This is a genomic window from Microcoleus sp. Pol17C6 (assembly GCF_036701145.1).
Classification (GTDB): Bacteria; Cyanobacteriota; Cyanobacteriia; order Cyanobacteriales; family Microcoleaceae; genus Microcoleus.
Window position 1 is genome coordinate 1 of sequence record NZ_JAUBQH010000053.1, and the last position, 25,619, is coordinate 25,619.

Consider the following 25,619-nt stretch of genomic DNA (forward strand, 5'->3'; position numbering starts at 1 on the left):
GCAGCACTCCCTGAACTCTCTCAAAGTAGCAGTCCTACAACCTAGATGGCAACTTCGTTTGAGGTGCGCTTACCCTGAAGACGTATACGGTGGGATTCCGCGATCGTCTGCAAACGTTGCAAGAATAAATGTGCATTTTCTTTAATAAGCTTCTGAGTATCCATCAGCTCAGCATTGTTCAATTTTTGGAGCTTGTTAATACCACCTTCATTTTGAATATATTCCTTGAAAAATTCTGCATCTCGCTCGCGCAAAGTCAGACGGTAGCGATTATCTATACCCGCGATTAAGCTGCCTCTTTGGTATAGATAAGTGGTCAAGTCATTGGCGTGTTGTGTTGGCAATGATGCTCGGAGAGCAGCTAGTAGTATGGTGAGAGTTGTTAGACGTTGCTGACCATCTACAACTTCAGCATCTGGCGGCCCAGATTTGATCAAAACAATGCTGCCTAGAAAGTACGGGTTGAGTTGATCAATCGTGTCGTTACCATCTCCCAATGATGTTAGGAGGTCTTCCAGCAGTTCTCCCGCTTGCTCATTTGTCCAAGCATAAGGACGCTGGTAGAGGGGAATGGTGAACATAAAGTCATCGCTAAAGATTTTCCTAATGGGGTGTTCCTCACCCTTGATGCTGACACGGTTCATGCTTGGTTCCTGTGTTAGGTGTGGTTGGTAATTGCTTCCCGAAAGTCAATTTTCCCTGTTGCTAGAATACCATGCTCAAGCTTGGGAAGGCGAACTCTCAAATTAGGCTGTGCAGGCTGGTTTCTTTCGTCCCGCTGTAGGCTTAAATCTGTGACTGAATTACCCATTTTCTGCCTGACTTCTCATCAACTTTTGCACGCTTGCTAAAGCCCGATTTAATTCATAATTTTTTCTTTCTGAATTCTGCAAAAAAGCCTGCTGTTCTTCCTCAATCATTAACACATCCTGCCGCACCAAACCATCTAATAACTTTTGAGCCGCGCCGAAACAACTATCTTTAATAAACCTGCGAAACCACACAGGCAATTTGTGCAGCCGCCAAAACGCATTTAATGAGGTAAAATGAATTAAATAAGCCCGAGTTGCTGTCTCGCTAACGGGACAAACCAAGCAGTAAATTTTAAAGTCGCTCCCCAAAGTTGAAACCCAGTGCGGGTAAACATAACTCACCTCTAGCGGTTCCGGGTGCAGTCGGCGCAGAGATTTAAAAAACAACTGAGAAATTGACCAAATTTTATCTATTTTGTAATAACTTTGTGCCTGATAGCTAGCAGTTACTTGATGCTCGTTTTCTTCTAAAGTATCTAATACCGGATTTGCCCAAGCTTGCCAATCATCGTGCAAGTGTCCGTGGTACATATCCATCAAGTTTTCAATTAAAAATGAATAGTGTGCCTGACAGTCGATGACTGAAACTGTGGCAATATAATTGAGATGTTCCCACTCTGGCAAATCCAATAAATCTATTTTTTCGGCTTGGGTTTCGTCGCCGGGAAACAGCCAGATAAAACCGTTTTTTTCCTGGACTGGGTAGGAGCGAATTTGGCAGTTAGGTAGCTTTTGATTTTCTGCTAAATAATCGACTTCGGCGCATTCTCCCCTTGCATTTAACCGCCATCCGTGGTAAGCACATTCGATTAAATCGCCTTTAACTTGGCCGTGGCTGAGTTTAACTTGTCGGTGCGGACATCTATCTTCTAAAGCGTTGATTTTACCTGCACTGTCGCGGAAAAGTACGATCGCCCGATTCCAGATTTTCGCAGCGACGGGCTGAGTTTGCACCTCGGTGGTGCGGGCGATCGCATACCAGCGCTCGAGATTAATGCCCAACTGGCGGATATGAGTTTTTTCTCCCCTTGCAGATACCGATTTTATCGCGTTGTTTTGCATTACAAATGTTCCCAAATTACGCCCATAAAACAACCCAATTTTACAAAATAACAGCCCGGAAAGCAACGACTGTAAATTTTTCTAAATTTCCGTTCTGACAAATACCTATCGCTAGCTAAATGCTTCAACCACCCAGGCGACAGTCTAAATTTTAATAATCTTAAAGCACTGCGAAATCCGTAGATGGAACAGTCGGGCCTAAAATCTCTCGCTGCACCTAATATGTAGCCTAATGTAGCAGGTGTTTCCACTTCGGAAATATTATCTAAAAAAACTATTTTTCCGTGCGGATTTAACATTTTTTTTATTGCATTGAGGGCGGCGGGGAGGTTGGGTAGGTGGTGAAAAGTAGCAGCACTAACTATTAAATCAAATTTCCGCTCCAGCGCTAATTGACTGGCATCCATTTGGATGTATTCGATATTGGAAGCTGAGCGTTTTTGACTGGCGATTGCCAGCATTTTTGCGGACAAATCGACGGCGACAACATTATCGTAATACTGGGCTAATTCAAAAGCAAGAATTCCCGAACCGCAGCCAATATCTAATGCTGCACCTTTGCTGACCGATAGGTTGTTAATAAAAAAATCGTTCTGGTTTTGCAAGGTGGCAGCGAAATCGTATTCTGTTGCAAAAGCATCAAAGGTTACAGATTTATTGCGAATTTTGCGCTTATTATTTAGCATCTATTATTGCTTTATACTCATTCAATAATATTTTAACCGCATATCCACCCCCCTCAACGCAGATATTTTTTTGGTTTGCAAGCTCTGCCTTTTCCCCTCAGCGAAACCACCCCCGCAAACCGTAACTCATCTTAAAAAAAGAACGCAACTTTAGGAAACCTCTAAACCCTTATTGAATCAGTGATTTCCATTTCTTCAAATCTAAAATCTAAAATCTAAAATCTAAAATGGTATGACAGGGGGCGGGTTTCACCGAGGATACCAGCCGATAATTGACGATTTATAAAGCCCGCCCCGCTGGAAACTTTAGATTTTTAACACGCCTTCGGGATTCACCGTCAAGAGCGATCGCCTCTGCAAACCCTCCTGATATAAAATAGCATTAGCTGCCAACAAACCGCTGCTAACCGCCCTTTCCATTAAACCGCACGGAAACGGCATTTTCACCCAATCTCCCGCAAACAACAGATTGGGAACAGCGCAGCAAGTTTCTGGTCTTTCGGCATAACTACCGGGCGGATATCCAGAAAAATTCTTTTGATTTACCAATTCCCGGTGCAGCATATTTGCCTCTTTTAATTCCGGTACAATTTCGTACAATTCTTGCTCAAAAGTAGCCAGTAAAACTTCCTGGTTCGGAAATTCTTTCTCCTTGTAACAATAAGCGTGCAGTTCCACTACACTACCGCCAGTTTTCTGATTCCACTCGATGAACTGATCCTGAATTCGGTGGTAAAGCGTAATGCTGTCAGTCAGTTGGTAGCCGGAAAGCGAACTGAAATTGCTGTGTTCCCAGGGAAATTCGCGATCGAACCAAAAACGGCCCACCGCAAACGGATCGGCTATTTTCAAGCTCTCTATCCGACTCAGGACTTGCGGATTCACCTCACCGCTGGCTAAACTAAACAAATGCTGCATCCCCGGAACATCTGCCGCCAAAACATAGTAATCAGCCTTCAATGTTTCAGCCAAATTTTGCGGCTGCGATTGGTTAACCGCTGCTGCTAACTGTACCTCATCTGCTTTTTCATCTACTACCTTAAATCGAGGCAAATCCCGTTGAGCAGGGCCGCTCACAACTCGCCCTTCGGCATCAAAAACTGCCCCGTGACAAGGACAGTGAAATTGACCGTCGTTTTGTTTCTGAACTGTGCAGCCTTGGTGAGTGCAGCTCAGAGAAATTGCCTCTTTTCCCGACGGTGCGGCGGCAAATACGCTGTCCCCAGCGCCGAAATATTCGGTAGAGTTGCTGTCAGTTAACAGCGCGTTTCGCTTCACCCAAAAAGGTATTTTACTTTGCACGTCTCCAGACTGGTAACTCAGAGAATCAATCTTGCCGTTTTCCCAGCGAATTTCACTAACTGCGACATCTGTCAATATTTTGCCGCCTTTGCTTTCAATTGCTCTGGCAATAGGCTGCACCAAACTCGTGCCCATATCTTGCCGCGTACCGTTGAATGCCAAACCCTCTGGATTTCCGAAAAAGTAAAAATGGAAAAATTGCATTAATTCTCCCGCGCTCAATTCGTCGGGAGCATTGAGGCTGGACTTGGCAAAAGGCAGAAAATACAAGTCATAAAGTCCGCGCGGAAATTCACCTTTTACCCAGTCGGCAACTGATATATTGTCGAGGCGATCGAAACTTTTTTGAGTTTGAAAACCGCCGATTTCTCGAAACACTTGCCAGTGAGCGGGTTTTGTTAGATTGATTCCCCACTTGAGCCGATTGGGAGAAGATATCCCCAAGTCAACTATATTCCAGGGAAAAGCTGAATGGTTGGGACGGAAAACTTCGGGCTTGTATTTTCCGTCTCGAAACACAACGGCGTAGGATTCTAAAGATACAAAATTATCGGTAATTTCTAGTTCTTCTACCACACTTTTGAGGTTGTAGTATTGCGGAAAAAAACCGTGGAAACCGTGTTCCATCATAAAAGTTTCGTTCCCGACTTGTATCGGCCAACTAGCAATTTTGCCGCCTAGTTGGGGCGATTTGTCGAGCAATGTTACGGCGAAACCCCGCTGGGAGAGTTCGTAAGCACAGGCGAGCCCGGCTAAGCCTGCCCCTACAACTGCAACGGTTTTGCGGTTATTCAGCATTCGCGGCAAGTCAAGAGAATCTTGCACAAAAACGGTGGGCTCTGGCTTGGAAAATCGAGAGTAGCCCAGCAGCCCGCCTGCGGCACCGACTCCGAGGAATTTGAGGGCGGTTCTTCGAGAAACTGGTTGGGATAGCGGTGAATTGGTTGATTGACTCATCAGCGGTACGCGGTAACGGGCTTTAAACACAAATACGCCATAAGGCATATATCATAAACCGAAATCAGGATATGTGAAGAAATACTAAGACACATCCCCCAATCGGATCGCGATCGCACCGTGGCAAGTTCGATCGCACACAATGTATAGTGGAAGCAAGAAGGCTTTAGTTATTTAGGAGAAAAGAATAAAAAAGCGATCGACCGCATAGCGTAAAATTTTCTAAATAATTAAGTGTTTTTATTTATAACTTAGGAGTGTGTGTGATATCTGTCACACTTATTGGCTGGGCAAAAGTGCCATCAATTTTAGAGCTTTTAACCCCAGAATGATCGCGCGCTTCTTCCCCTGGCACGCAGAAAAATCGAACAACCCGCATTAATTTATCTTTCTCAACTCTTAGCCAGCGGCAATTATCCTAAAAGATTAGGAGATTGGCAAGCAACATATCACGTCAAAATCAGCTTCGGCGACTTGTACGAAGTAACCCGAAAGATATCCGATGCCCAACCATTGATGAGTAGAAGTTTAACTAAGTTGGCGCGAAGAAACCTAACTATTTTAAAATAAGTAAATGGAGAGAATATATTTACTGAGGTAACTCAATATATCCGCGATCGATGCAGGGTATTCCTCACTTAGTACCAAGACAAAACCCGATTCAACCTGAGAACTGCCGATGTGCGACCAAAAGTCAAACACGCCCGTAGAGGTAATACCGATTAAATGTACCTGGCTGCTATGTAAAAAACAGGACTTACTTGAAGAAACCGGGTTTTTGCGTAAGTCCTGTTTATGCAAAACTTCTGGATAATTTACAAAAATTTACATAAATGGTGAATTTCTTGGTGCGGGGACTCTGTTGGTACTGGTGTACACACCCTACGGCAGAGATTTGCGGTTGGTATTGAATGCTATAATCGTGCCGCGATCGCCAGCACAGTCAAAATTCCCACCCACCTCCCAACTTTTGCCAACTGCTGCCGCCAACGGCGCCCTTAACCGCCCCAAAATCATGCACTATCAATCCCAGCAGCAACGCCAAAAACACACGACTCAGAAAAAAATTAAAAAAGCTATTTTTTACTGTTTGATAGCAATATTTTTCTGCTGGAGTACCGCGAACCTCGCTACAATTGCCCAAAACACAGGCCAGGGCGGGCTTAACGGGCAAGAAATGAGAAATTTACTCGATCAGGGCAACCTCACCGAAGCCGTAACCAGAATCGAAGAAAACTGGGAAGACGACTATCAAAAATACTTTGAACAAGACTTTGAGACCCGTGCTAAAACCGCCGAAGCAATATCAAAAACTCTCTCCCGCCTAGCAGTTCAAACAAAGAAAAAACCTGCTTTAATTTACGCTATCCCCCGCACCGACCAACTAGAATTAATCTTAATATTGCCCGATCGCCTCCCCATTCTCCGCAGCGTCCCCGAAGCCAAACAAGAGAAACTGCTCTCAGTAGTCAAAGAATTCGGCAGCGAAATCACCAACCCCGTAAAAATCAACACCACCACCTATCTAGAACCAGCCCAACAACTCTACAAATGGATAATTGCACCCCTAGAAACAGATTTGCAAACAGCAAAAATTGAAACCTTGCTGTTCTGCGTCGGCGAAGGTTTGCGAACCGTACCCCTAGCAGCAATGCACGACGGAAAGCAATTTCTGATCCAAAAATACAGCCTCGCCCGCATCCCCGCCTTCAAACTCACAGACAGCAATTACACCGACCTCAGAAACGTGCAAGTTCTAGCAATGGGAGCATCAGATTTCGCAGAAACGGCGAACAAAGAACCGCTGCCAGCAGTTCCATTAGAGCTAGGCGCGATCGCCCGACAGTGGCCCGGTCAATCCTTTCTCAACCAAGACTTCACCATAGTAAACTTGCAATCCCAGCGACTGCAACAAAAATACGGAATTATCCACCTGGCAACCCACGCCGAATTCCGCCCCGGAACCCCAAATAACTCCTACATTCAATTTTGGGACACCCAACTGGGCCTCGATCAAATGAGAGATTTAAAATGGAACAATCCGCCCCTCGAACTATTAGTATTAAGCGCCTGTAGAACCGCCTTGGGAGACAAAGAAGCAGAACTCGGATTTGCAGGTTTAGCACTGCAATCAGGAGCAAAATCAGCCCTCGCCAGCTTGTGGTACGTCAGCGATGCGGGGACTCTCGCCCTGATGACAGAGTTTTACCAGCGGTTAAGAATCCGCAGGCCAAACGACCCTCCAATCATTAAAGCTGAAGCAATGCGGCAAGCACAGATCGCCGCAATAGAAGGCAAAGTGACGATCGAAGGCGGTCAACTGCGAAGTGCGCGAGGCGACATTCCCTTGCCCCCGTCCATCCCCAAACTCGACAGCAAAGATTTATCCCATCCGTATTATTGGGCAGCTTTCAGCATTATCGGCAGTCCTTGGTAAGTGGGCCTCTTGACCGAAACTGGTGATAGGCTATAAAACATAAGTAATTTAATATCTGTAGCTGTCGCTCAACAAACCACCACCAACCTGTGACGAATCAAGCGGGAGCCTTCAAGGGGAAACAACAATGAAAAAATTAGAATTTTTGCTACAGAAAGAGGGCGATCGCGCCTGGTTGCCCCTAGAAACCTCCGACGTGGAAATTCTAGAAGGTAAATACCGTGTGGTTGCTCGCATTCAGCACCCCAACACCGACATCGAAATTCGCGTTACCCATACCTCCTTCGACCAAGGGGCGCAGCGAAAAGTCCAAAGCCGATCGGCCCGCACCAACCCCGAAGGATTAGTCGTGATCATTCCCTACACCAGGCTCAAACCCGGACTGTGGGAACTCTCCTGCTTGCCAGATCCCAAATCAACACCACTAAAACCTTGGCAGTACGGCGTTCAGTTGGAAGTATTGCCCGCAGAATCGGAAACCTCCGAACCCCTACCGCCGCTCGACCAAATCGAACCTGCTGCTTCCACGGCAGCGCCACAAATCGCAGCACCAGTCGATCGCGCAGCGCCACAAATCGCAGCACCGGTCGATCGCGCAGCGCCACAAATCGCAGCACCGGTCGATCGCCCCGCACCAACCCAAATCCCAGCAGCCGCTTCAGCACCGCAGCAGACCAAAATCTACCAATTCCCAATTCCCCAAACCCCCCAACCTAAACCGCACGTCAAACTCGAACTCGTCCTAGATCGAGAAACCTTCGTCACCCAACTCGGTCGCCCATTAATCATTTCCGGCAAAATAGACATTCCCCAACCCCCCCAAAAAACCAGAAAAACAGCAACTCTCCTCCCCGAATCCGAAGCGAGAGAACTCAAACAACTCATCGGTTCCGCACAACTGCAAATTTACCTGCGCGACCCCCAAACCTCAAAAATTCTCGCAGAAATCCAGCAGCCGATGCCAGAACAAGTTCCCCCCTGCATCTTTGCCTGCGTCACCTACATCCCAACCGAATGCAAAAGCCGCCTAATTTTAGGAGAAGCAATTCTCAGCAGCGGCAGCGTCACCCTAGCCACCAAACTATTCACAATTACAGCCCGTTTAGAGCACCTTCTAGAGGAAATTAAAGACAATTTCATCGAAGAAAAGCATCAAGCCGAACCCTCCCCAACAGCCTCAAAACAGCCTGGGAACCCCAAAAATCAATCCTTCCTCAAGCTAGTACAAAAATCTTTAGACCCTCCCTCCCCCGCCGAATCCCCAACCAAGGAAGCCCTACCCCCTCTACTGGCTTCACGTCACACCCCAAGTGCCGGCGGTCTAGAATTGCCCGCATTCGGTAACAAACTGCCCGACAGCAGCCGAGTGCAATTGCTCTCGGAAATCTCCAATTCGCCTCGAACTGCCCCAGAGTCGATCGACCCACAAACCAAAGCCTCAGACATCCCCAATCCCAATCAAACAGCCGAAATCGGAGCGATAGAGCAAAAACCCGAAAACAGCCCCGAATTAGAAACAACAGCCCCAGAAACTCAGCCAACACCCACAAAACACGCATTTCAAACCTTAAAAGTCGAAAGTCGATTTTGGTCGCGACTGAGTTCCCTAGCCAGCAACGGCGAATCCCCCGACTGGCTCAAAGCAACCACCCTGTCACCAACTCCAACAGCCGCCGCCAATAGCAGCGACGAAATTGCCCTTGTGGAAGAAAGCAGCCCAACCCAGCAGCAACCCGAAACGAGCGAAACAATTTCCGATCCCAAATCGACTAGCCCAGAAGCCAGAGAATTTGTCGTTTTTGACGAGCCCCCGCAGCCGAAACAAGTTGCTCAAAAAACCGCAACTGTCGCAGCCGAAGTAACTCCCCCAACTCCCTACGTTTTGCCAGAAGACGAGTTAGTACCGATGCCTATTTTGGAATTGCCGCGTGCCGAAATCCTCGCCGGCGGACCTGTAAAAGTGCAAGTGCAACTCCCGGAATTAATGCCCCGGATTTATGTAAAAGTTTGGGTTTACGATCGACAAACCTATCTGATTCTCGACGGGCCGCGCTGGATTACCGAATTTAAACCTAACGGGTTGGGAAGCGTGCGAGCAAGTATCGAGTTAGAGATTCCCTACGGCTGCATGGAAGTCGAATTTGAGGCGATCGCCGTCGAAATGCAAACTCAGCGGGAAAGTCATAAAGTAAGTGTTCACCGCCAAGTTTTACCCCCAGCCGGACCAACTTTACCTCTGGATGGGTAGCCAAAATCCGCGTGCATCCGCGTTAATCCGCTGACATCTGCGGTAAAAAAAGCCTCTTGACAAAAGACTCTTAGAAAACTCTGGATGTAGCGGCGAGAAATCGAGGAATATTTCTGCTTTCTCGCGCGCCCCAGTCCTAATCTACTTACCAGTCAACTGCCGAAACTTCTTCTTAAACTTATTCTTATACACGTAGATCGATCGCTGTAAATCCTCAACTTGCAGCGACATCTCGGCAGCCAAACCCGTGCGGTTCCAAACATCCTCCTCACACTTGCGGCGACAAAAATTCATCGGTTCCGAGTAAACTTTCCCACTAGATAAAGTCGGCTTCGGCCCGCACCAGTGAATCACCGTCGCCTGAGTGTGATCGCCCCCAGGCCCGCTTGACTCCATCGGAAAACGCTTCTTCACCCAATCCTGGTCAAAATCCGGCACCAACAACTGCATATCCACACTCTGCACCCGCAGCCGATTTTCTTGCGCTGCCCGGAAAATCATAAAGTTTAAAAACCCCATTTCTCCGTACTTAAATATCCCCGGATTTGCCGCCGTAAAATCTAAAATTTCTACGTATTCTTCCAAGCTAAAAACGCCGCGTTTTGCAAAAAAAGTACCAGTGCAGAAATAATTTGCTCGATATTTCGACCAGCTAAAACTGGGGAAATGCTTTTCAACGCCCGGAATGTCAAAGAAAAATTTTGAAACATCTGCATCGGAATTTTCCTGACAAGGTTGGTCTACAATAAAATCAAATTCTTGAAAATTAGCCAATTTGAGAACATCGCCCCAGACGATCGTATCGGCATCCAAAACCATAAAATTTGACCAAGGACTTTCCCAGAAAGCAATCATTTTAGTTTTTCCCCAACCAAAACTTCTTTTCCTGAGAACCTCTTCAGACACGGTTGTGCGATCGATCACCCGCACCCCATAGGACTTTTCCAAAGCACTCACAGAAAACGTACCGTCTATCAACAGACAAATCGGCACATCTCCCAGGAAATATCGAATGCTAGCACAGCAACCCTTAGCAAACAGATAATCTTGGTCGCAGCAGGCAATAATAATACCAAAGTCTTCCATAAACCCTCACTATTTTACTAACTTGCCTACCCACAGCTTTTCGTTTTTTTGTTCTGAAAGCAGCTCGATTTTCAAGTTTTGCATTTTCGCCAGCTTAGCACTAAACTTCTGCGATCGCCCGTAGACAAAAACATCGCTAAAACCACTAGGAATATTGGGTATAGTTGGTCTGTCAAACAACTGAGCTCGACGCCGCGCTTCCGGGTCAAGCAACACCAATTGCAGCCGCATTTTCGGTTCTAACAAATGACTCATGGACAGTATATTTCCCAGGCTGACTTCCGAGATATCACTGACAAGCAGCGGCTTTGGAGAACGATCGATCCTGCGAGCAATTTCGGGATTTTCCCGGCCCCATTCCTTAGTCCACCAAGTCTCGGCTTGAGAACTAACGGCATTCGACAGCAAGCCGCCCGTTAACAGTACAACTGTCAAAACTTTCCACATTTGCCGTTTCCAGCTTGGCAAGCCCAGCGCGGTAATTTTAGTCGCTAACAGGTAAGCAACAGCGATTTGCATCCCCAAATAAGTCGGAAATAGGTAGCGAGCTTTAGTCGAGCGGATTCCTCCCAATATAACATCCGGCAGCACGAGTGCCAGTGCTGTCACCGCCATCATCGTCACCACAAACAGCCAAACCTGTTTGCTCGTCTCCGAACACAGAAAATAAACTGCATACCCTACGATTGCCACTAAAATTAAAGTAGCTGCCATTAAAGCAATAAGATATATCGATATAGCACTAGAACTTAGCCCCAAATCAAAAAAAACGCGACCGATATTTCCGGCCCAATTCTTAACTAAAGATAGCCTCTGACTTTCTAGATTTGCCCAACTTGTCGCCCCGGATGCGGCGCTTTTATTTATCAGTAAAATTACCATCCAAGGCAGAAATGCTAGCAACGACACGGCAATTGCGATCGAGTAACTCACTAGCTTTTTCTTCAACGTAAAACCTTGAGTTGCTACTAGATAAATTCCGTGTCCGAACGCAACTAATAAGCTAAATAAATGAGTATAAAATCCCAGAATATTTGCTACTGCGTAAATGCCCCAACTCAGCTTTGTTGGCAGCCGCATTGCTCGTAGCAGAGACGCACAAGAAAGCAAAATCAGCGCCGGCCACAAACTATAGGGACGTGCTTCTTGAGCGTAAAGCACGTGCAAGGGAGAAACTGCTAGCAATCCCACGCCTATCCACGCAACTTCCGGCGATGCAAACAATTCTCGGCACAGCCAGTACAGGGAAGGAAACGCTAACAAACTCATCCAAACTGAGAAACTTCTTATCGCCGCAGGAGAATCACCGAATAGTTTTGCCCAACACTTGACTGCCAGAAAATACAGTGGTGGCAGTTGAGGTTCTTCTATGGCCAAACTTTTAACAGTATCGCCAAAATTTTTTGTCGCATTCAGGCGCTGATATTTCATCAAATCTTTGGCTGCTACTAACTGACCGCTGCTTATTTCATGAAGAACTTCTGTTTGCGTGTATCCAGAAATCCGCAGGGAAGTAAATGCTTCATCGTACCAATAAAACTTGGTGTCGATGTTGACGAAGCGAAAGAAAAATCCTAATAGCAATAATACCACTACTAACAGCCGCAGTTTTGTTTTCATCCCAGTCAGAGATGGTGTAAAAAAATATAGATGGTACGCATCAATTTAACATACCATAGAAAGAGCGAGTGCATTGCCCAATCTATAGGTTGTTCGATCGCCCTCCCATAACTGCCGACATTTACTTGTGTTCTTAGCAAATTAAAACCGTCTAGGATGCAGTCCTTACTCTCATAAACTCGGTTTTTTAACTTCGAGCGATCGCCTAAAAGCAACTATTTGCGTTCCTCAAACCCTGCTGATGCGTCCAGGATGCCCGGAGAATCAATGGATACTTTGGCAGTGGCATAAATTACAGAGAAAATGTGCTTTGAGATCCCGAGGCTGTGCCAAAAAAATAACTGGTTGTCAAACGCAAGACAGGGAGGCCACAAAACTATAATTTCAGCTAACAGAGATTCAGTCGGCTGCGGCTGCCAGACCGCAAAAAAATTGTGTTAAAATAACGGGAAATTAAATCCGCCGACGGCCCGTCTCAAAAAGGGCGATCGCCCTGGCAAGTCCCGACGGCAGCGGGCATCAAAAAACCAAAATTGGTCAAGCCTGAACTTTGGTTTGGAGCGGGTAAATCTACCAGCCTTTAGGTCTCAGTTCCCCACTCATGGCGGGAAAATAGCCCCTGCCGGGTCGCGAGGTTTAAAGTGAGGTTAAAAAGCTTGACATTATAGGATATAAAGCTGTATAAGGGATGCGACAAGCAGCCACAATCCTACCTATAACTGTCTGTTAAGTCTGGCATAACCGAGGACTCTGGGCAGTTGTCAGTTAGAGGCAGATTGTGGTCGAACCTGTAGAACCAGTTGTCGATCGCCTACAGAGCAACTTAAGCAAATCTGGCGATCGACAGATGAAATTAGCACGTGATGGTATAATCAACTGTAATGTAATGTGGGCTTGACCTGAATTGATGCCGGGGCGGTATAAGGGCTGGGCCCCTACGTTCAAGCAGAAGTAGAGACGCCTACTGTGAATCAACAGTTATGGATAGGTTCTATTTTGGCAGTTATTGTCAACAGGCAAGCAACCACAAAAATTAGCAGTTGGGAATTGCTGCTCGTCGAGTTGAATAGAGTGTGAAGGTGTGAGGAAAATGAACAGAACTTTTTGGAATTTACTGCTAGTATCCCCGGCAATTCTGGGGCTATCATCAGTCATGAGTGCCACTGCGATCGCCGCAGAAGTGACCGCAACCGCTGAAGCCAACCAGCTAGCTACAGCTCAGTCATCTGAGTCAAAAATTGCAGAAATAGTTGGAGAAATAGTTGCAGAACCAGTTGCAGCAGCCCCTGCTGCCCCAGAAAACCTGGCTTTAAACAGCAGCGTCGAAGCGGCCCAAACCCCGGTCGTTAACGAAGCAGACGCTGAAAAACTCGCCTCAATCGAACCCGAAACCAGCGCAGCAGCACTGCCAACAACACTGCAAACAACAGGGAGCGACATCGAGTTAGCAGCCCCAATCGCTCCGGTCAGCGCCGCAGCACCGACTGAACCTCTAGCAGCAGCAGGCACAGCCGAATCCTCGCCCCAAGCATCAGACTTGGCAGAGCAAATCAGCCAGACAGACGCCTCTGGGAAAATTGAAGTGCCAGCAGTCGCCAGCAACCCAGCCACTAAGGTAGAAATTGCTCAGACACCAGCCGCCGGAATGGGGGGCCCCATCGTCCCTGTTGCTCCCCAAGCGCTGCCGGCCCAACCGTCGGGAACCATGTCCCAGGTGACATCAGTCACTCAGCTCTCCGACGTGCGCCCGACAGATTGGGCATTCCAAGCCCTGCAATCCCTAGTCGAACGCTACAGTTGTATCGTAGGTTATCCCGACGGCACCTACCGCGGCAACCGCGCCCTGACTCGCTACGAATTTGCAGCCGGCGTCAACGCTTGCTTAGACCAGATAACCCAACTCATTGGGTCAACAGGTAACTTAGTTACCCGAGACGACTTAGCTATCCTGCAACGCCTGCAAGAAGAATTTGCAGCCGAACTCGCTACCCTGCGCGGACGAGTAGACGGCCTAGAAGCTCGCACCGCAGAACTCGAAGCCAACCAGTTCTCCACCACCACCAAATTGGCTGGAGAAGCCATTTTTGCTGTCAGCGACACCTTCGTGGGAGATGGTATCCGCCTTGAGGACGATAGAACAGTCACCAACTTCGGCTACCGGGTGCGGTTGAACTTCAATACCAGCTTCACCGGTCGAGACTTGCTCAGAACCCGCTTGCAAGCCCTCAACGTCGCCAACTACTCAGCAGCAACAGCTACGGGTACTAACATGGCTCGCCTAGCTTTTGATGGAGCTGAGAACAGCAATTTCACACTAGACGAGTTGTACTATCGGTTCCCGATGGGTAAAGCTACAGTCTTTGTCGGTCCTAAAGGACTTGACCTAGATGAAATTGCAGACCAAGCTTCTACCTTTGGTAACTCTACGAGTAACGGTTCACTTTCCAGATTTGGAGTTCGCAACCCGGCTGTATTCCGCGGGCCGCAGGGAGCTGGCGCAAGTGTGAGTTTCAACTTGGGCAGCCTGCGAGCTACCGCAGGCTATCTTGCCGGTGACAGCGATGCTCCCAACCCAGCAGACGGTAGGGGCGTTTTCGACGGTTCTTTCAGCGCTCTGGGTCAGATCGGCTTTTTTAGCAGACCGTTTGACTTGGGCTTGACTTACACCCGGAAATACAATCGGGCAGGTGATGTTAACATCATGGGCGGCGTCGGCAGTGCCTTGGCTAACCGGCCCTTCGATCAATCACCCACCGCATCAGATAACTTTGGCGTGCAAGTTAACTTCAAACCCAGCAGTCGCTTTCAGATTGGCGGTTGGTACGGTTACACCAAGGCTGAACAACTGCGGGGCGGCAACAATGACGCTACCATCCAGAATGGTGCTATCACTGTGGCCCTGGGAGATTTTGCCAGACAAGGCAACGTCCTCGGCTTCGTCTTCGGTGTACCGCCAAAAGTTACCGAGAGTGATGTCGCCAGAAACCGCGACACCTCTTATCACTTAGAGGGTTTCTATCGCTTCCAAGTCAATGACTTTATTTCGGTGACACCGGGCGTCTATGTGATTCTGAATCCCGAACACAACGACAGAAACGACGATATCTGGGTCGGACTCCTCCGTACTACCTTTAGTTTCTAAGGTTTCCAGACATCTAGTTACAGCTAAAAGCGGCAGGCGACTGCCGCTTTTAGTTATTGGTCATCAGTCGATCAATTTTAGATTTTAGATTTTAGATTTTAGATTTTAGTCAACAGTTAACCGTCATCAGTCATCAGTCAACAGTCAACAGTTCACAAATTATGAATTTTGGCGGCAAATCCCGAATACGGAGGTGTAGCCGTGCAGAAATGTGCTACCGCCGACGGGGCCGATTTCGCCGTTGCAAAAAAAGCCGCTCAAGGGAATGTTTTTGAGGTATCGGCCGAACAGTCGGGAGTCAAAGTTCGATTCGCCATAAAGCCCTTCACCGCGCCCCAAACAAGAGAACATCAAGGCGCCGGCGCTGGATGTACCACTATACTCGGCGGCCCGCTGATAGCGATCAAGCAGCATTTCTAGGTCTTCTGCGGAGGTGCGCGCGTCCCGCAGATGAAATTGGATGCGCTGTCCGGGACGGACTCGATCGCCGATCGCAATTGCTCCCACTTTCGGATCTACTCCCAACAGATTGCGGATTAAAAAATCTCCCGGCTCTAATGTCAGCTTGAATTCATCGCTGACTAAGCCTACAAATAACGAGTGCTGGGCTAATTCTCGGTCTTCTTCGCTCAAAGTTTGAACTAACTCTCGCAAAGCCTCTAAGGGCGATCGCTCGATGCCCGCGCTGCCCGTATCGTCGGTTTGTTCTTCCAGCTTCAGCAAAATATTCCGCTCTCCTTCCGTCACCCGATAAGGGTGCCCGATCGGCCTGCAGCCTTGAGCTACGATCGTTTCCAAAACTATATTGCCGCTCAAAGCTACCCCAACCGTCCCTTCTCGGTAAAGCTGATAGTCGCAAAACAGCGCCGCGCCTCGGCCCGCACCGTCCCCGCCGGCGAGCCCCCCTACCTTCGCCGCACCTGGATAGGCATAATCTAGCCCTTGCAGCAAATCGTTAATTTTTGCGGAAAAGGGGTCTGCCAAGATGATGAACTGCGGTTCTTCCTGAGCCGGCACGCCCAAGAGATCCACCCAAGTATCCGGAGGACTGTCTAAGTCGGGCAGTTCTTCTGCACCGACGTGAAAAGTTCTGACATTCACTCCCGGCAAACGGGCCAGACTGAGGCTGACTGCCGGAGCTCCCTCGACTTCTTCGGTGAGGCCGCCCCGGTTCGTACCGATGACTCCTCCCCCACCGCAGCCCAGGATCGCGGGTACTGGCAGCAGTTCTCGGAGTAAAGGCATCAGCCGAGAATACTCGCTGGCAAAGGCAGACGAGATAAATATCAGCGCTAAATCAGCCGGGCCTTCTAGGTCGCGATCTGCTTGTTCTATAACTTCTTTGAGGGCGGATTCCAAAGAGGGACGGGTTGATAAAGCGCTGACCCATTGCATTTGATTTTGGGTGTACATAAGGCAAACTTCTCTATAAAACTATCTCTATACATTAGGCTAACTGGAACTGGCCACTGGGGGGACGCTATTGTTGGGCGATCGATTCCCCATCGATTGCCGTTCTTGTGTTAACATAAGTTAACATGAGTGTCCCATTAATCTGTTTAGTGTTAAATGCCGTATTCAGCTAAATCTTAAAAGATAAAGCTCAATACAGTTTGACACACCAACCTCGTGTAATGTTTTCATCAAAAGTAAGGTCAGCTCGACCTACATTGATGCCTGTGGACTCTTCCCCCGCCGACGGGGTAGAGTAAAGCAGGAAGTAGAGACGGCTGCTGCGATCGCACTTATGGATGGTTTGTCTCTGGGCTGCTGCAACAGCAGCGCATCTCAAGCTATTATTAGCTGGGGTCGCCAGACCGAAACAGCAAATCCAACCCAAACTAACATCCAAAAAGAAAACCTTTCTTACTTAATAAGGTCAACGACCCAGGTCTAAAGACACGCTCGCTTCGAGCCTAAGACTTAAACCACAGTTGACCCGCCTAAGACTTTAGAAGTCTAGGTTTTTTGAGTTATGACACCAAGTGGCTGCTTAGCTAGTCCCTTGCTCTGTCGTTAACGGTTAAACATCTTTATTTGGGTTAAGGACGTGCCGTTAGCCGAACAAGCTCACTAAACAAAGGCGCGTGCTAACATTACCTAGAAATAGGTCGGGGACAACCATATTCTCCTACACTTTCCTACCAACAAGTTTTATGACAACAACACCCGCAGGCAACATCCAAGAAAAAATTGAAGAAGAACTAGAAAGCGCTCGTACCGTCTGTGACCTCAAGGGCGCCACTTCCGGGGAATGCGCGGCGGCGTGGGACGCAGTTGAAGAACTGCAAGCAGAAGCTTCCCACCAAAAGCAAGTCAAACCTAAGAATTCTTTTGAAAAATTTTGCGACGACAATCCTGACGCTGCTGAGTGCCGCATCTACGAGGAATAAACGAGCCATTTAGCTCTAAGCCTTGCCTCCCGCGCCGAAATCTAACTTTTGGCGCGGGATAATTTTATTTGAGGGGTTGAGCCTTGAAATAATGGTGAGATTTGCCCTCTATCCCAATACGCTTCAAATCCGCCAGCTTCCCCCTCGCCCCCCAAGGGGGACAAGAATTTGCTGTTGCGTCCCCCTTGGGGGGCGAGGATGGGAAGGAGATATCTCACGAATAAACAAGTTTTAACTCAAGCGTATTGCCGTCTATCGTGTCTCAAGTACCCTTCAAAGCGCGCCAAGTACCTTAGAAAAGGTAGCAGTAACTAAAACATTAAGACCGTGTTCTGATTGCTGATTTTTTAGCATTTTTGTAGTAAAATTTGTGACAAATAAGTGAGTATATTTTCCCAAAGATGTTGAGTCTTTTATTGGCAGCCACCGGGCCTTGGTTTCAACCGCTAGTCTGGATGGATTACCGGTTGTCTGTGTTATTAACAATTTCGATCCCGCTGGTAGTGCTGATTTGGGCTGTTGTGGCAAAAGCTGAGGCGATCGTCCGTTTGTCGATTATTTATTGGCGGGTGGCGAGTTTGCTGGCAATTACACTTTACCTGATGATGGCTGCGCTGCCTGTGAGCTTTGTATCGTCGGTGATTGGGAGGGCCTTAATTCCTGCTAGTCTGTGGTTTTGGGAGGATTTAAACGAAGAAATTGCCGATCGACCGCAGTCGCCCCTGAAACTGGCTTTTACAGCTTGGCGGTGGGCGATTACTGTTTACAGCGGTTTGGGCGCTCTAGCTCAACTTCCCTTCTTAAGCTGTGCTTTTAAATCTCAAATTGAGGTAATTGACGAACCTTTTTGCCGCGTTTGGTTAGACCCACCTTGGCTCTATAAACAAATGTTTCACCCTACAGCAACCCCTCAATTTTTGGGATTGTTGGGTCTGATAGGTTTAGTCATCTATGTAATTTACTTGTCATACTTTGTGCTTATTAGACTAGGAAAACAGGGGAGGTCAGCTACCGGAAATTAAGTTGAGTTTAAGTTAGTATTTCCCTCCTAAATTGCCCCTAAATTATTCAACAAAACACTCAAAAATTTCAAGTAAAAAAACCGGGCGCATATACGAAAGAATCGAACTAACAGCAGAGTAGCTGACGTGACGCCGCCCAAAAACGGATACAAGCCGCCGACTCCTGTCGTAGAGATATAAAAATTTTAGACTAAGGTTCAAGCTTCCAGATTGATCTGTGGAGTAAATCTAAAATCTAAAATCTAAAATCTAAAATCGACTGACAGCAATGTTATTGGGAAAGACTGTGATGGATAGCAAACAAGCATACTTACAGTGCTTAGAAAGGCTGATTTGGGCGCTCGATCGCCTCGAAGCAAAAGTCGAACCAAGTGAACTCGCTCGGATTGCCGAACTGATTGTTCAGCCGATGATGGGGCCCTGGCGGTTTTTTCACACTCCCGAACATATTTTTGATGTGGGGGGAAAGGAAGATGCGATCGAGGTTTTGGCAGCTTTATTTCACGATACCGTCTACGTGCAAGTCGATCGCAGCATTAACTTTAACGTCAGCTACTACATCACTCCTGTTGCAAAGGAGGTTAACAAACAGCTACAAATTCGAGATCAATCTGAACTGCCAGCGGATGCTATCTTCGAGATGGTAATGCTGGTATTCAATTTTGTACCGGGCGAAGTCCTCAATCCTTTCGCTGGACAAAACGAATTTCTCAGCGCTGTCGTAGCAGCAAAAGCTCTAGAACCATTTCTCAAACGCGAGCAATTGCTTCAAATTGCAGGCTGCATTGAAGCAACAATTCCGTTTCGCGCCGCCGATGCAGGATTAACGGTAAGCCAGCGTCTTTATGACCGCTTGCAAGCAATAAATAGCCGATTTCACCTCAGTTTGACTGATGAGGAAATGCGGGAAACTGTCAAAAAAGCTGTGCGAATCTCTAACCGGGATGTGATGAGTTTTGCTCACCATAGTTCAGCCCATTTTTTGGCAAATACTTGGAATTTACTGCCGGAAACCAATCACAATCTCATCTGCTGCGGTTTTTACACGGTTCGCGACTACCGAGTTGCTTTGCTCAAGATGGAAGGTTTTCTGAATTATCTCAAGCCCGAAATAATTTTCCGACAGTTTGAGGGATATCCAGACGATCGCACCTATCAGCGGTGGGAAACTACCGCTAAGTACAATCTCGAAATTGCGAAGCTTTATTTGGGGTGCAAACTGTCTGCCCTAGCCCTACTAGAAGCTCTTTCTTCGGATTTGGGGATTGAGGTTTCTCTGGCGATGATGATGGGAGGAATTCCCGATCAAGCTCCTAACTGCGTGCGCCTGGAAAGCTTTTTTCCAGAAATAGAGAAACCTTACCAACCTAAAATTGGTTTAGAAGCGGAAGTATTGAATTTATTAGAAAATGGGCGGGCTAAAAGCACTTCTAATACCGATTTGGAGAGTTCGCCCCTGACAACGTTTGTGGTAAAAATTGTTGGCTTTGACGAAATGCGCTATCAGTGCGATCGAGCTAAGGAATTTTTTGGAGAAAATCTAAACGCCGACGACTTTATTTCCGACTTTAACCCTATAGTTACAGAAATTGTCATTGATTCAATTCTCAAGTTGTTTGACAGCCGGAAATCTACTATTTACCGATACTATGATATCACTTCTCAGTTAAAGTCGCAACCCCAGAGAGATTTTCCCGATCGCCCTTTTCGCTCACATGGTTAACTAGCTTTAAATACAGTATTTTTGCCTCCTCTATATAAAAAACTATTACTCAGCTTGTATAAGAGTGCAGCGATTACACCGTCACAGGATTGATTGCCTCGCTTTCTCTACGTCAATCTGCCTATCCATCCCGACACCAACAGCCGTACAGGTAAGTGGGTATACGGGATTAAACCGCATAATGTAACACTATGTAAACAGGTTTAAGTCAGCCAGTAGAGAGCCTTTGGAGACTTTGCCCTCGTTTACATAGGGGCGTTTTTTGGCGGCGACTTACTTATGGTGTGGGACTGGTGCCAAAGATGCTAAAAGTTGATAAAAAATGGAAATTTGCTGCTGTTTGCCTTTGACAATTACTTTGTACAAGACGGATTGGATAGCGGGCTGTCACTCATCTGAGCTACCCCAGATAAGCGTCACTATAAAAAGCGACTGTTAAAGCACTTCCCCCCACAGCTACAACTGGGGAATAGCAAGTTCAAACGGCTTGCAAACCACTAATCCCCAATCAAACCATGCAAACCACAAATTCAATTTACGCTCAATTGCCTCTTTGCTCTTCACTGCCCACACTGAAACGAAATAATAGCACCACTGCCAATCAAAACGTGCGCTACCTCCAACAATCCTTAGTTAAAAACGGATATCCCGTCGCAACTGATGGATTCTTCGGCCCAAAAACCGAACAAGCAGTCATCAAATTTCAAAAGGAAAATAAGATTGCTGTTGATGGCATTGTCGGCCCTCAAACTTGGAGTCTATTAGGCGCTTGTTATACAGGTGAACCCGGATGTTAAATCCAAGTTAACTAATCCTAGGCGCACGGGTAGCAAGAAACTGGGTTTTTTCACAGCAATACTTCCTTTATGCCCCCAGAAACGCTAAAAAATCTGGTGCTTGAGCGAAGCCGAAACCTCGTTTATGCCAGTCAAAAGTGCCTTCAGGACTATTAATTAACATCTTTTCCCCGCTGCCCTGCTTTTAAACAACTTGCAAACAACCAATGGAGACTCAAACTATGCAAACCACAAACGCAATTCACCACATGGAATTACCTCCCTGCCGTTATTTTCCCCTACTCAAACGCAACGATGGCGTCACGCAAAATGAGGACGTTCGCTACCTCCAGCGGCTCTTGCACACCAGCGGATTTTCTGTAAATACTGATGGAGGATTTGGCCCGAAAACCGAACAAGCAGTCATCAATTTTCAAAAGCAACAAAAAATAGTTGCGGATGGCATTGTAGGCCCAAAAACTTGGAATAAATTAGGAGTTTGTACAACTATATTTTAAAGTTGGTGCAAGCATCTTTTAAAGAGATTAGGGCGGGCAGTGCGCGCCCTATTTCTCCGTCGAAGTTTCCACTCCGCACCACCCCTCCGGGGCTCCGTACATTCGATACTTGCGAGCTCGTTTGAAATACAGCATTGCTACCCGATCGTCCGGATTTATTTGTAAAATGTTTTGAAATACTTTTTGGGCGGCAACAAATTTTTGCTCGTAGTAAAAATTGAGAGCTTCTTGAAAAATCTCCGCAGTTTGCTGCTTAAGTACAATGCTTTCCTCTGTTTCTGTCTCGTAAATTTCAAAAACCGACACAGCATTTGTCTTTCCTTTCACCATTACTCGATCGACAAATCTGTACTTATATTTTTCTGGATCGTCTAGGCGATCGATAATTGCACCGCTAACTAGAATGCCCGCGCCGTAAACCTTAGTCAATCCTTCCAAACGAGAGGCGAGATTCACCGCATCAGCAATCACCGTACTTTCCATCCGTTCTCGCTCGCCAATTGTACCCAACATCAAATTGCCCGCGTGTAAACCGACGCCGATCGCGATCGGACACAAACCATTTTTTTCTCGCTGCTGGTTGTAGATATTCACTTCTTTTTGCATATCAATTGCTGCTCGTACACCATCATCAGGAGATGTAGGAAACAGTGCCATAACTGCATCACCAATGTACTTGTCAATAAACCCGTTATTTTTCCTGATTGCAGGGCTAACCCTTCCTAAGTAAGTGTTAATAAATGCAAAATTTTCAGGCGGTGTCATATTTTCGGAAAGCGCCGTAAATGAGCGAATATCAGCAAACAGCACGGTCATGTTTCTTTCCTGATTTTCGCCTAATTTTACTTCAATAATACTCGGCTTTTCCAGCAAGTTTAGAAAATCGTGCGGTACAAACCTGCCGTAGGCTGCATTCAGTTTGGCAAGGCGAATTTGCGTGTTAATTCTCGCCAACAATTCCTTTTTGATAAAAGGTTTAGTTACATAATCATTTGCTTCTAAGTTAAAAGCTTCTACCAAGTCGCTAGTTTGATTTTTTGCCGTCAGCATCAGAATCGGCATTTCTAAAGGCGAGTATTTTTTGCGGACTTCTCGACACACTTCATAACCAGTCATCTGCGGCATCATTACGTCGAGTAAAATCAAGTCTGGCTTAAATCCTGATTTAATTAAATTTAAAGCTTCTAAGCCGTTGCTCGCTTGAGTAATTTCGTAGTTTTCTAGAGAAAGACTGTTGATGATGACATGAATATTAATCGGCTCATCATCCACTACCAAAATTTTTAATTTTTCACTTTCTAGGAACTCGCTATTGGCTAAGACCTGAGAATTTATTATAGATGATTCGGGGGCGAATTCACGAGTGATTAAAATTCGAGATTCCTCGGTTAAAAGCGGCTGTCTACTGCTAAATTCCGGCTGATTCTCAGATACGGGCAAAGTAAAGATGAATTGGGAACCGACGCCTACCTTTGAAGATACTCGAATTTGCCCTCCGTGCAATTCCACTAATTGCTTGGCAACAGTTAACCCTAAACCCGTGCCGCCATATTCTCTAGCAGTGGAACCGTCAGCTTGTTCAAAGGATTCAAAAATTCGCTCTAATTTATCTTCGGGGATGCCAATACCGGTGTCGGATACAGTAATGGCTAATTGGGAATTATGCGGTGATTGTGCATTGCCCGTTACCAATTCTGCTGAAATTTCAACTGTGCCGCTTTCGGTAAATTTAATGGCATTGCCGATTAAGTTGTAAAGTATTTGCTGCAAGCGATTCTCATCGGCTGCTATTTGCGGCAATTCAGGAGCGACTGAGTTAATCAACTGCAAGTTTTTTTTGCCTACTAATGGCTGAGACAAAGTGAGAATAACAGAGACTATTTCTCGAAGACCGACGGACTTAATTTGTAGTTCTATCTTTTTGTGTTTGAGCTGAGAAAAGTCCAGAATATCGTTAATTAAAGAAGACAATCTTTTGCCAGAGGATGTAATCAAGGCTAAGTTAAAATTTGTTGAGTCTGACAGTTGTCCGGTAGCACCGTCTATTAAAGATTCTGCAATCCCAATAATGCCGTTGAGGGGAGTGCGGAGTTCGTGGGAAGTATTGGCTAAGAATTCGTCTTTCAGTTTGTCTAGTCGCTGCAATTCGATATTTTTAGTTTCTAAGGCAGTAAAAGATGCTTGCAGTTGTGCTGCCATGCTGTTAAAGGCAGCGGCAAGTACGCCCAACTCGTCGGAGCGATCGAGCTTTACAGTTTGGTCAAATTGTCCTTCAGATAAAGCTATTGCTGCATTTTTTAATTTTATAAGAGGTTTGATAATCCAGCCAGAAGTGAGAAGTCCTAACACAGTTGCCATGCCCAAAGCTGCCAAGCATAGCAAAACTGTAGTTCGGTTGCCCGCATGAATTTGTTCCATAAAGTCGGCTTCGGGAACGACGACGACAATTAGTAAATCTAAACCCTTGCCGTCTTGGAAGGGTAGAACTTTTAAAAATTGCTGTTTCCCGTTTATCTCAAAATGGATTTGCTGCAATTTGGTAATTTGGTAGAAGTTTTGAAAGTGACTTTCTAAATATTTAGCTGTAGTTTGCGTTACTGCATCGCTGCTTTCTGTAACTTTAAACAGTTCTTTTTGACCGTTTTGGGTGCGGAAAGGTTTTTCCGGTGTGGAAGTTGCCAGCAGCGTGCCGTTTCTTTCGATAATAAAAGTTTGACCAGATTGACCTATTTTGAGGCTGTTTAAAAATTGACCGATACTGTCGAGACGCAAAGCAGCAATTAATACTCCTTCTAGCTGTTTCTGGCTGTTGTAAACTGGTTGCAGCGCGCTGAGAATCAATGTGGGTTCTAGTAAGGATACATAAACTGAACTCCAAGTGGGTTTGGCTTCTAGAGCTGCATAGGTGTAGGAAGGGTGCTGTCGGATGTCGAAGTTTTTGACGTAGGCTGCTACTGTCGTGCGATCGCCCCTATCATTAGTATTGTAAGAATAAAAATCAAAACCTCTAGATTGACCCGATGCGTTAATCAATAAAGTGCCGTTAGACATCTTTTCGCCAGTGCGATATTCTCCATCTTGATTAGCGATCGATGTAAAATTGATATAAGGATATAATTGCACTTGTCGCCACAAATACTTTTCCCAAGCTGACAAGTCTTTCATGTTCACAAAACCCAGTTTCACCGCATCCAGCTTGCTTTGATTGATTTGGTGCGGAGTTTGCAGATAAGTTCTCAAATTTTGCTCAATGCGATTGCTCACCTCGCTCATCAACTGATCAGCAAGGTCATTCACTGCTCTTTGAGAGTTCCTAAATGATAAGTATCCTACAATACCCACCGCTGAAAATACTTGCAAGACAAACGGAACTATGAGTACAGTTTGCAGCGTTGCTTTTCTTGAAAGTTTTGCCACTAAGTGCTTGAGAGAAAGAGTGGACATAACATTAATTTAGGTTGGAAAACCCAGTTAATACTTGGAGCGAAGGCTGAGCGCTGGTAAAGATTATAAACCATTTTGTACTTAAACACAACTTACGCAAGGAAGACCTGATCTAGTTTCTACAATCCTTAATCTTATAGCAATACTTCGGACAGTTTTATATCTAATCGAGTGTCCGAAACCCAGACTGGCTATATGGTGGACTATTATTTCAAGGTTTAAGTAAGCGCCCTAAGTTTCCTAAAATGCGTTAAAAATGGCAGGGCTTTCTCGCGATCGGCTTACAGGGCCGTTAAAAAACTGTCCGAAGTATTGTTATAGCAAATTATTAAAAGTCAAAGCGAACCATACGGACACGGCATTTCCGTGTCCTACTCCCCCCGCCGGACAA

Annotated in this window: 18 protein-coding genes; 8 read left to right on the top strand and 10 right to left on the bottom strand. The window is 46.3% G+C overall.

Annotation, left to right across the window (positions count from 1 at the left end):
* Positions 1 to 41: 41 nt before the first annotated feature.
* The 5 genes from QUA25_RS22010 to QUA25_RS22030 form a co-directional block, all read right to left on the bottom strand.
* Complete coding sequence (locus tag QUA25_RS22010; protein ID WP_333041267.1) at positions 42 to 644, bottom strand: DUF262 domain-containing protein; 603 nt, start codon at positions 642 to 644, stop codon at positions 42 to 44.
* Positions 645 to 658: 14 nt separating this feature from the next.
* A complete protein-coding gene (locus tag QUA25_RS22015) occupies positions 659 to 811 on the bottom strand; it encodes a hypothetical protein (RefSeq protein WP_333041268.1) in 153 nt (50 codons plus the stop codon).
* Positions 804 to 1,874 carry an aromatic ring-hydroxylating dioxygenase subunit alpha gene (locus QUA25_RS22020; RefSeq protein ID WP_333041269.1) on the bottom strand — a complete coding sequence of 357 codons (1,071 nt, stop codon included), beginning with the start codon at positions 1,872 to 1,874 and terminating at the stop codon, positions 804 to 806. The genes QUA25_RS22015 and QUA25_RS22020 overlap by 8 nt, the downstream gene beginning before the upstream one ends.
* Positions 1,874 to 2,560 carry a class I SAM-dependent methyltransferase gene (locus QUA25_RS22025; RefSeq protein WP_333041270.1) on the bottom strand — a complete coding sequence of 229 codons (687 nt, stop codon included), beginning with the start codon at positions 2,558 to 2,560 and terminating at the stop codon, positions 1,874 to 1,876. The genes QUA25_RS22020 and QUA25_RS22025 overlap by 1 nt, the downstream gene beginning before the upstream one ends.
* A gap of 306 nt (positions 2,561 to 2,866) precedes the next feature.
* Positions 2,867 to 4,819, bottom strand: a complete 1,953-nt coding sequence (locus QUA25_RS22030) for an FAD-dependent oxidoreductase (RefSeq protein ID WP_333041292.1) — start codon at positions 4,817 to 4,819, stop codon at positions 2,867 to 2,869.
* An 871-nt stretch (positions 4,820 to 5,690) separates the two neighbouring features.
* On the opposite strand from QUA25_RS22030, the gene QUA25_RS22035 reads away from it, so the two are divergent.
* Together QUA25_RS22035 and QUA25_RS22040 are read left to right on the top strand one after the other, a co-directional pair.
* Positions 5,691 to 7,256 carry a CHAT domain-containing protein gene (locus tag QUA25_RS22035; RefSeq protein WP_333041271.1) on the top strand — a complete coding sequence of 522 codons (1,566 nt, stop codon included), beginning with the start codon at positions 5,691 to 5,693 and terminating at the stop codon, positions 7,254 to 7,256.
* Between the two features lie 127 nt (positions 7,257 to 7,383).
* Positions 7,384 to 9,504, top strand: coding sequence for a hypothetical protein (locus QUA25_RS22040; protein WP_333041272.1), 2,121 nt, complete (start codon positions 7,384 to 7,386; stop codon positions 9,502 to 9,504).
* 141 nt (positions 9,505 to 9,645) lie between these two features.
* On the opposite strand, the gene QUA25_RS22045 is transcribed toward QUA25_RS22040, so the two are convergent.
* Both QUA25_RS22045 and QUA25_RS22050 read right to left on the bottom strand, forming a co-directional pair.
* A complete protein-coding gene (locus QUA25_RS22045) occupies positions 9,646 to 10,590 on the bottom strand; it encodes a hypothetical protein (protein WP_333041273.1) in 945 nt (314 codons plus the stop codon).
* Positions 10,591 to 10,599: 9 nt separating this feature from the next.
* Positions 10,600 to 12,210 (bottom strand): glycosyltransferase family 39 protein, encoded by a 1,611-nt coding sequence (locus QUA25_RS22050; protein WP_333041274.1) that lies wholly within the window; start codon positions 12,208 to 12,210, stop codon positions 10,600 to 10,602.
* A gap of 1,090 nt (positions 12,211 to 13,300) precedes the next feature.
* On the opposite strand from QUA25_RS22050, the gene QUA25_RS22055 reads away from it, so the two are divergent.
* Complete coding sequence (locus tag QUA25_RS22055) at positions 13,301 to 15,352, top strand: iron uptake porin (RefSeq protein WP_333041275.1); 2,052 nt, start codon at positions 13,301 to 13,303, stop codon at positions 15,350 to 15,352.
* Between the two features lie 159 nt (positions 15,353 to 15,511).
* Here the strand turns inward: QUA25_RS22055 and QUA25_RS22060 are convergent, their stop codons facing one another.
* Positions 15,512 to 16,765, bottom strand: a complete 1,254-nt coding sequence (locus tag QUA25_RS22060; RefSeq protein WP_333041276.1) for an FIST N-terminal domain-containing protein — start codon at positions 16,763 to 16,765, stop codon at positions 15,512 to 15,514.
* Between the two features lie 190 nt (positions 16,766 to 16,955).
* Entirely contained in the window at positions 16,956 to 17,204 is a 249-nt protein-coding gene (locus tag QUA25_RS22065; RefSeq protein WP_333041277.1) for a hypothetical protein, read from the bottom strand.
* A 304-nt stretch (positions 17,205 to 17,508) separates the two neighbouring features.
* On the opposite strand from QUA25_RS22065, the gene QUA25_RS22070 reads away from it, so the two are divergent.
* From QUA25_RS22070 to QUA25_RS22090, 5 genes are all read left to right on the top strand, one after another.
* Positions 17,509 to 17,745, top strand: coding sequence for a Calvin cycle protein CP12 (locus QUA25_RS22070; RefSeq protein ID WP_190662788.1), 237 nt, complete (start codon positions 17,509 to 17,511; stop codon positions 17,743 to 17,745).
* A 401-nt stretch (positions 17,746 to 18,146) separates the two neighbouring features.
* Complete coding sequence (locus tag QUA25_RS22075) at positions 18,147 to 18,767, top strand: DUF3177 family protein (RefSeq protein ID WP_333041278.1); 621 nt, start codon at positions 18,147 to 18,149, stop codon at positions 18,765 to 18,767.
* A gap of 268 nt (positions 18,768 to 19,035) precedes the next feature.
* The gene (locus tag QUA25_RS22080) at positions 19,036 to 20,490 is read left to right on the top strand and encodes a hypothetical protein (protein ID WP_333041279.1); all 1,455 of its coding nucleotides are present in this window, start codon (positions 19,036 to 19,038) and stop codon (positions 20,488 to 20,490) included.
* Positions 20,491 to 21,005: 515 nt separating this feature from the next.
* Positions 21,006 to 21,287: a peptidoglycan-binding domain-containing protein gene (locus QUA25_RS22085; protein WP_190663498.1), complete on the top strand. Its 282-nt coding sequence runs from the start codon at positions 21,006 to 21,008 to the stop codon at positions 21,285 to 21,287.
* Between the two features lie 221 nt (positions 21,288 to 21,508).
* Positions 21,509 to 21,784 (top strand): peptidoglycan-binding domain-containing protein, encoded by a 276-nt coding sequence (locus QUA25_RS22090; RefSeq protein WP_333041280.1) that lies wholly within the window; start codon positions 21,509 to 21,511, stop codon positions 21,782 to 21,784.
* A 48-nt stretch (positions 21,785 to 21,832) separates the two neighbouring features.
* Here QUA25_RS22090 and QUA25_RS22095 read toward each other — a convergent pair whose 3' ends face one another.
* Positions 21,833 to 25,228: an ATP-binding protein gene (locus tag QUA25_RS22095; protein ID WP_333041281.1), complete on the bottom strand. Its 3,396-nt coding sequence runs from the start codon at positions 25,226 to 25,228 to the stop codon at positions 21,833 to 21,835.
* Positions 25,229 to 25,619 lie beyond the last annotated feature (391 nt).

Coding starts and splice junctions, on each gene's coding strand:
- QUA25_RS22040 (WP_333041272.1), top strand. CDS start 7,384: ATGAAAAAATTAGAATTTTTGCTACAGAAAGAGGGCGATCGCGCCTGG.
- QUA25_RS22080 (WP_333041279.1), top strand. CDS start 19,036: ATGTTATTGGGAAAGACTGTGATGGATAGCAAACAAGCATACTTACAG.
- QUA25_RS22015 (WP_333041268.1), bottom strand. CDS start 811: ATGGGTAATTCAGTCACAGATTTAAGCCTACAGCGGGACGAAAGAAAC.
- QUA25_RS22070 (WP_190662788.1), top strand. CDS start 17,509: ATGACAACAACACCCGCAGGCAACATCCAAGAAAAAATTGAAGAAGAA.
- QUA25_RS22050 (WP_333041274.1), bottom strand. CDS start 12,210: ATGAAAACAAAACTGCGGCTGTTAGTAGTGGTATTATTGCTATTAGGA.
- QUA25_RS22045 (WP_333041273.1), bottom strand. CDS start 10,590: ATGGAAGACTTTGGTATTATTATTGCCTGCTGCGACCAAGATTATCTG.
- QUA25_RS22090 (WP_333041280.1), top strand. CDS start 21,509: ATGCAAACCACAAACGCAATTCACCACATGGAATTACCTCCCTGCCGT.
- QUA25_RS22095 (WP_333041281.1), bottom strand. CDS start 25,228: ATGTCCACTCTTTCTCTCAAGCACTTAGTGGCAAAACTTTCAAGAAAA.
- QUA25_RS22030 (WP_333041292.1), bottom strand. CDS start 4,819: ATGAGTCAATCAACCAATTCACCGCTATCCCAACCAGTTTCTCGAAGA.
- QUA25_RS22055 (WP_333041275.1), top strand. CDS start 13,301: ATGAACAGAACTTTTTGGAATTTACTGCTAGTATCCCCGGCAATTCTG.
- QUA25_RS22020 (WP_333041269.1), bottom strand. CDS start 1,874: ATGCAAAACAACGCGATAAAATCGGTATCTGCAAGGGGAGAAAAAACT.
- QUA25_RS22060 (WP_333041276.1), bottom strand. CDS start 16,765: ATGTACACCCAAAATCAAATGCAATGGGTCAGCGCTTTATCAACCCGT.
- QUA25_RS22010 (WP_333041267.1), bottom strand. CDS start 644: ATGAACCGTGTCAGCATCAAGGGTGAGGAACACCCCATTAGGAAAATC.
- QUA25_RS22085 (WP_190663498.1), top strand. CDS start 21,006: ATGCAAACCACAAATTCAATTTACGCTCAATTGCCTCTTTGCTCTTCA.
- QUA25_RS22075 (WP_333041278.1), top strand. CDS start 18,147: ATGTTGAGTCTTTTATTGGCAGCCACCGGGCCTTGGTTTCAACCGCTA.
- QUA25_RS22025 (WP_333041270.1), bottom strand. CDS start 2,560: ATGCTAAATAATAAGCGCAAAATTCGCAATAAATCTGTAACCTTTGAT.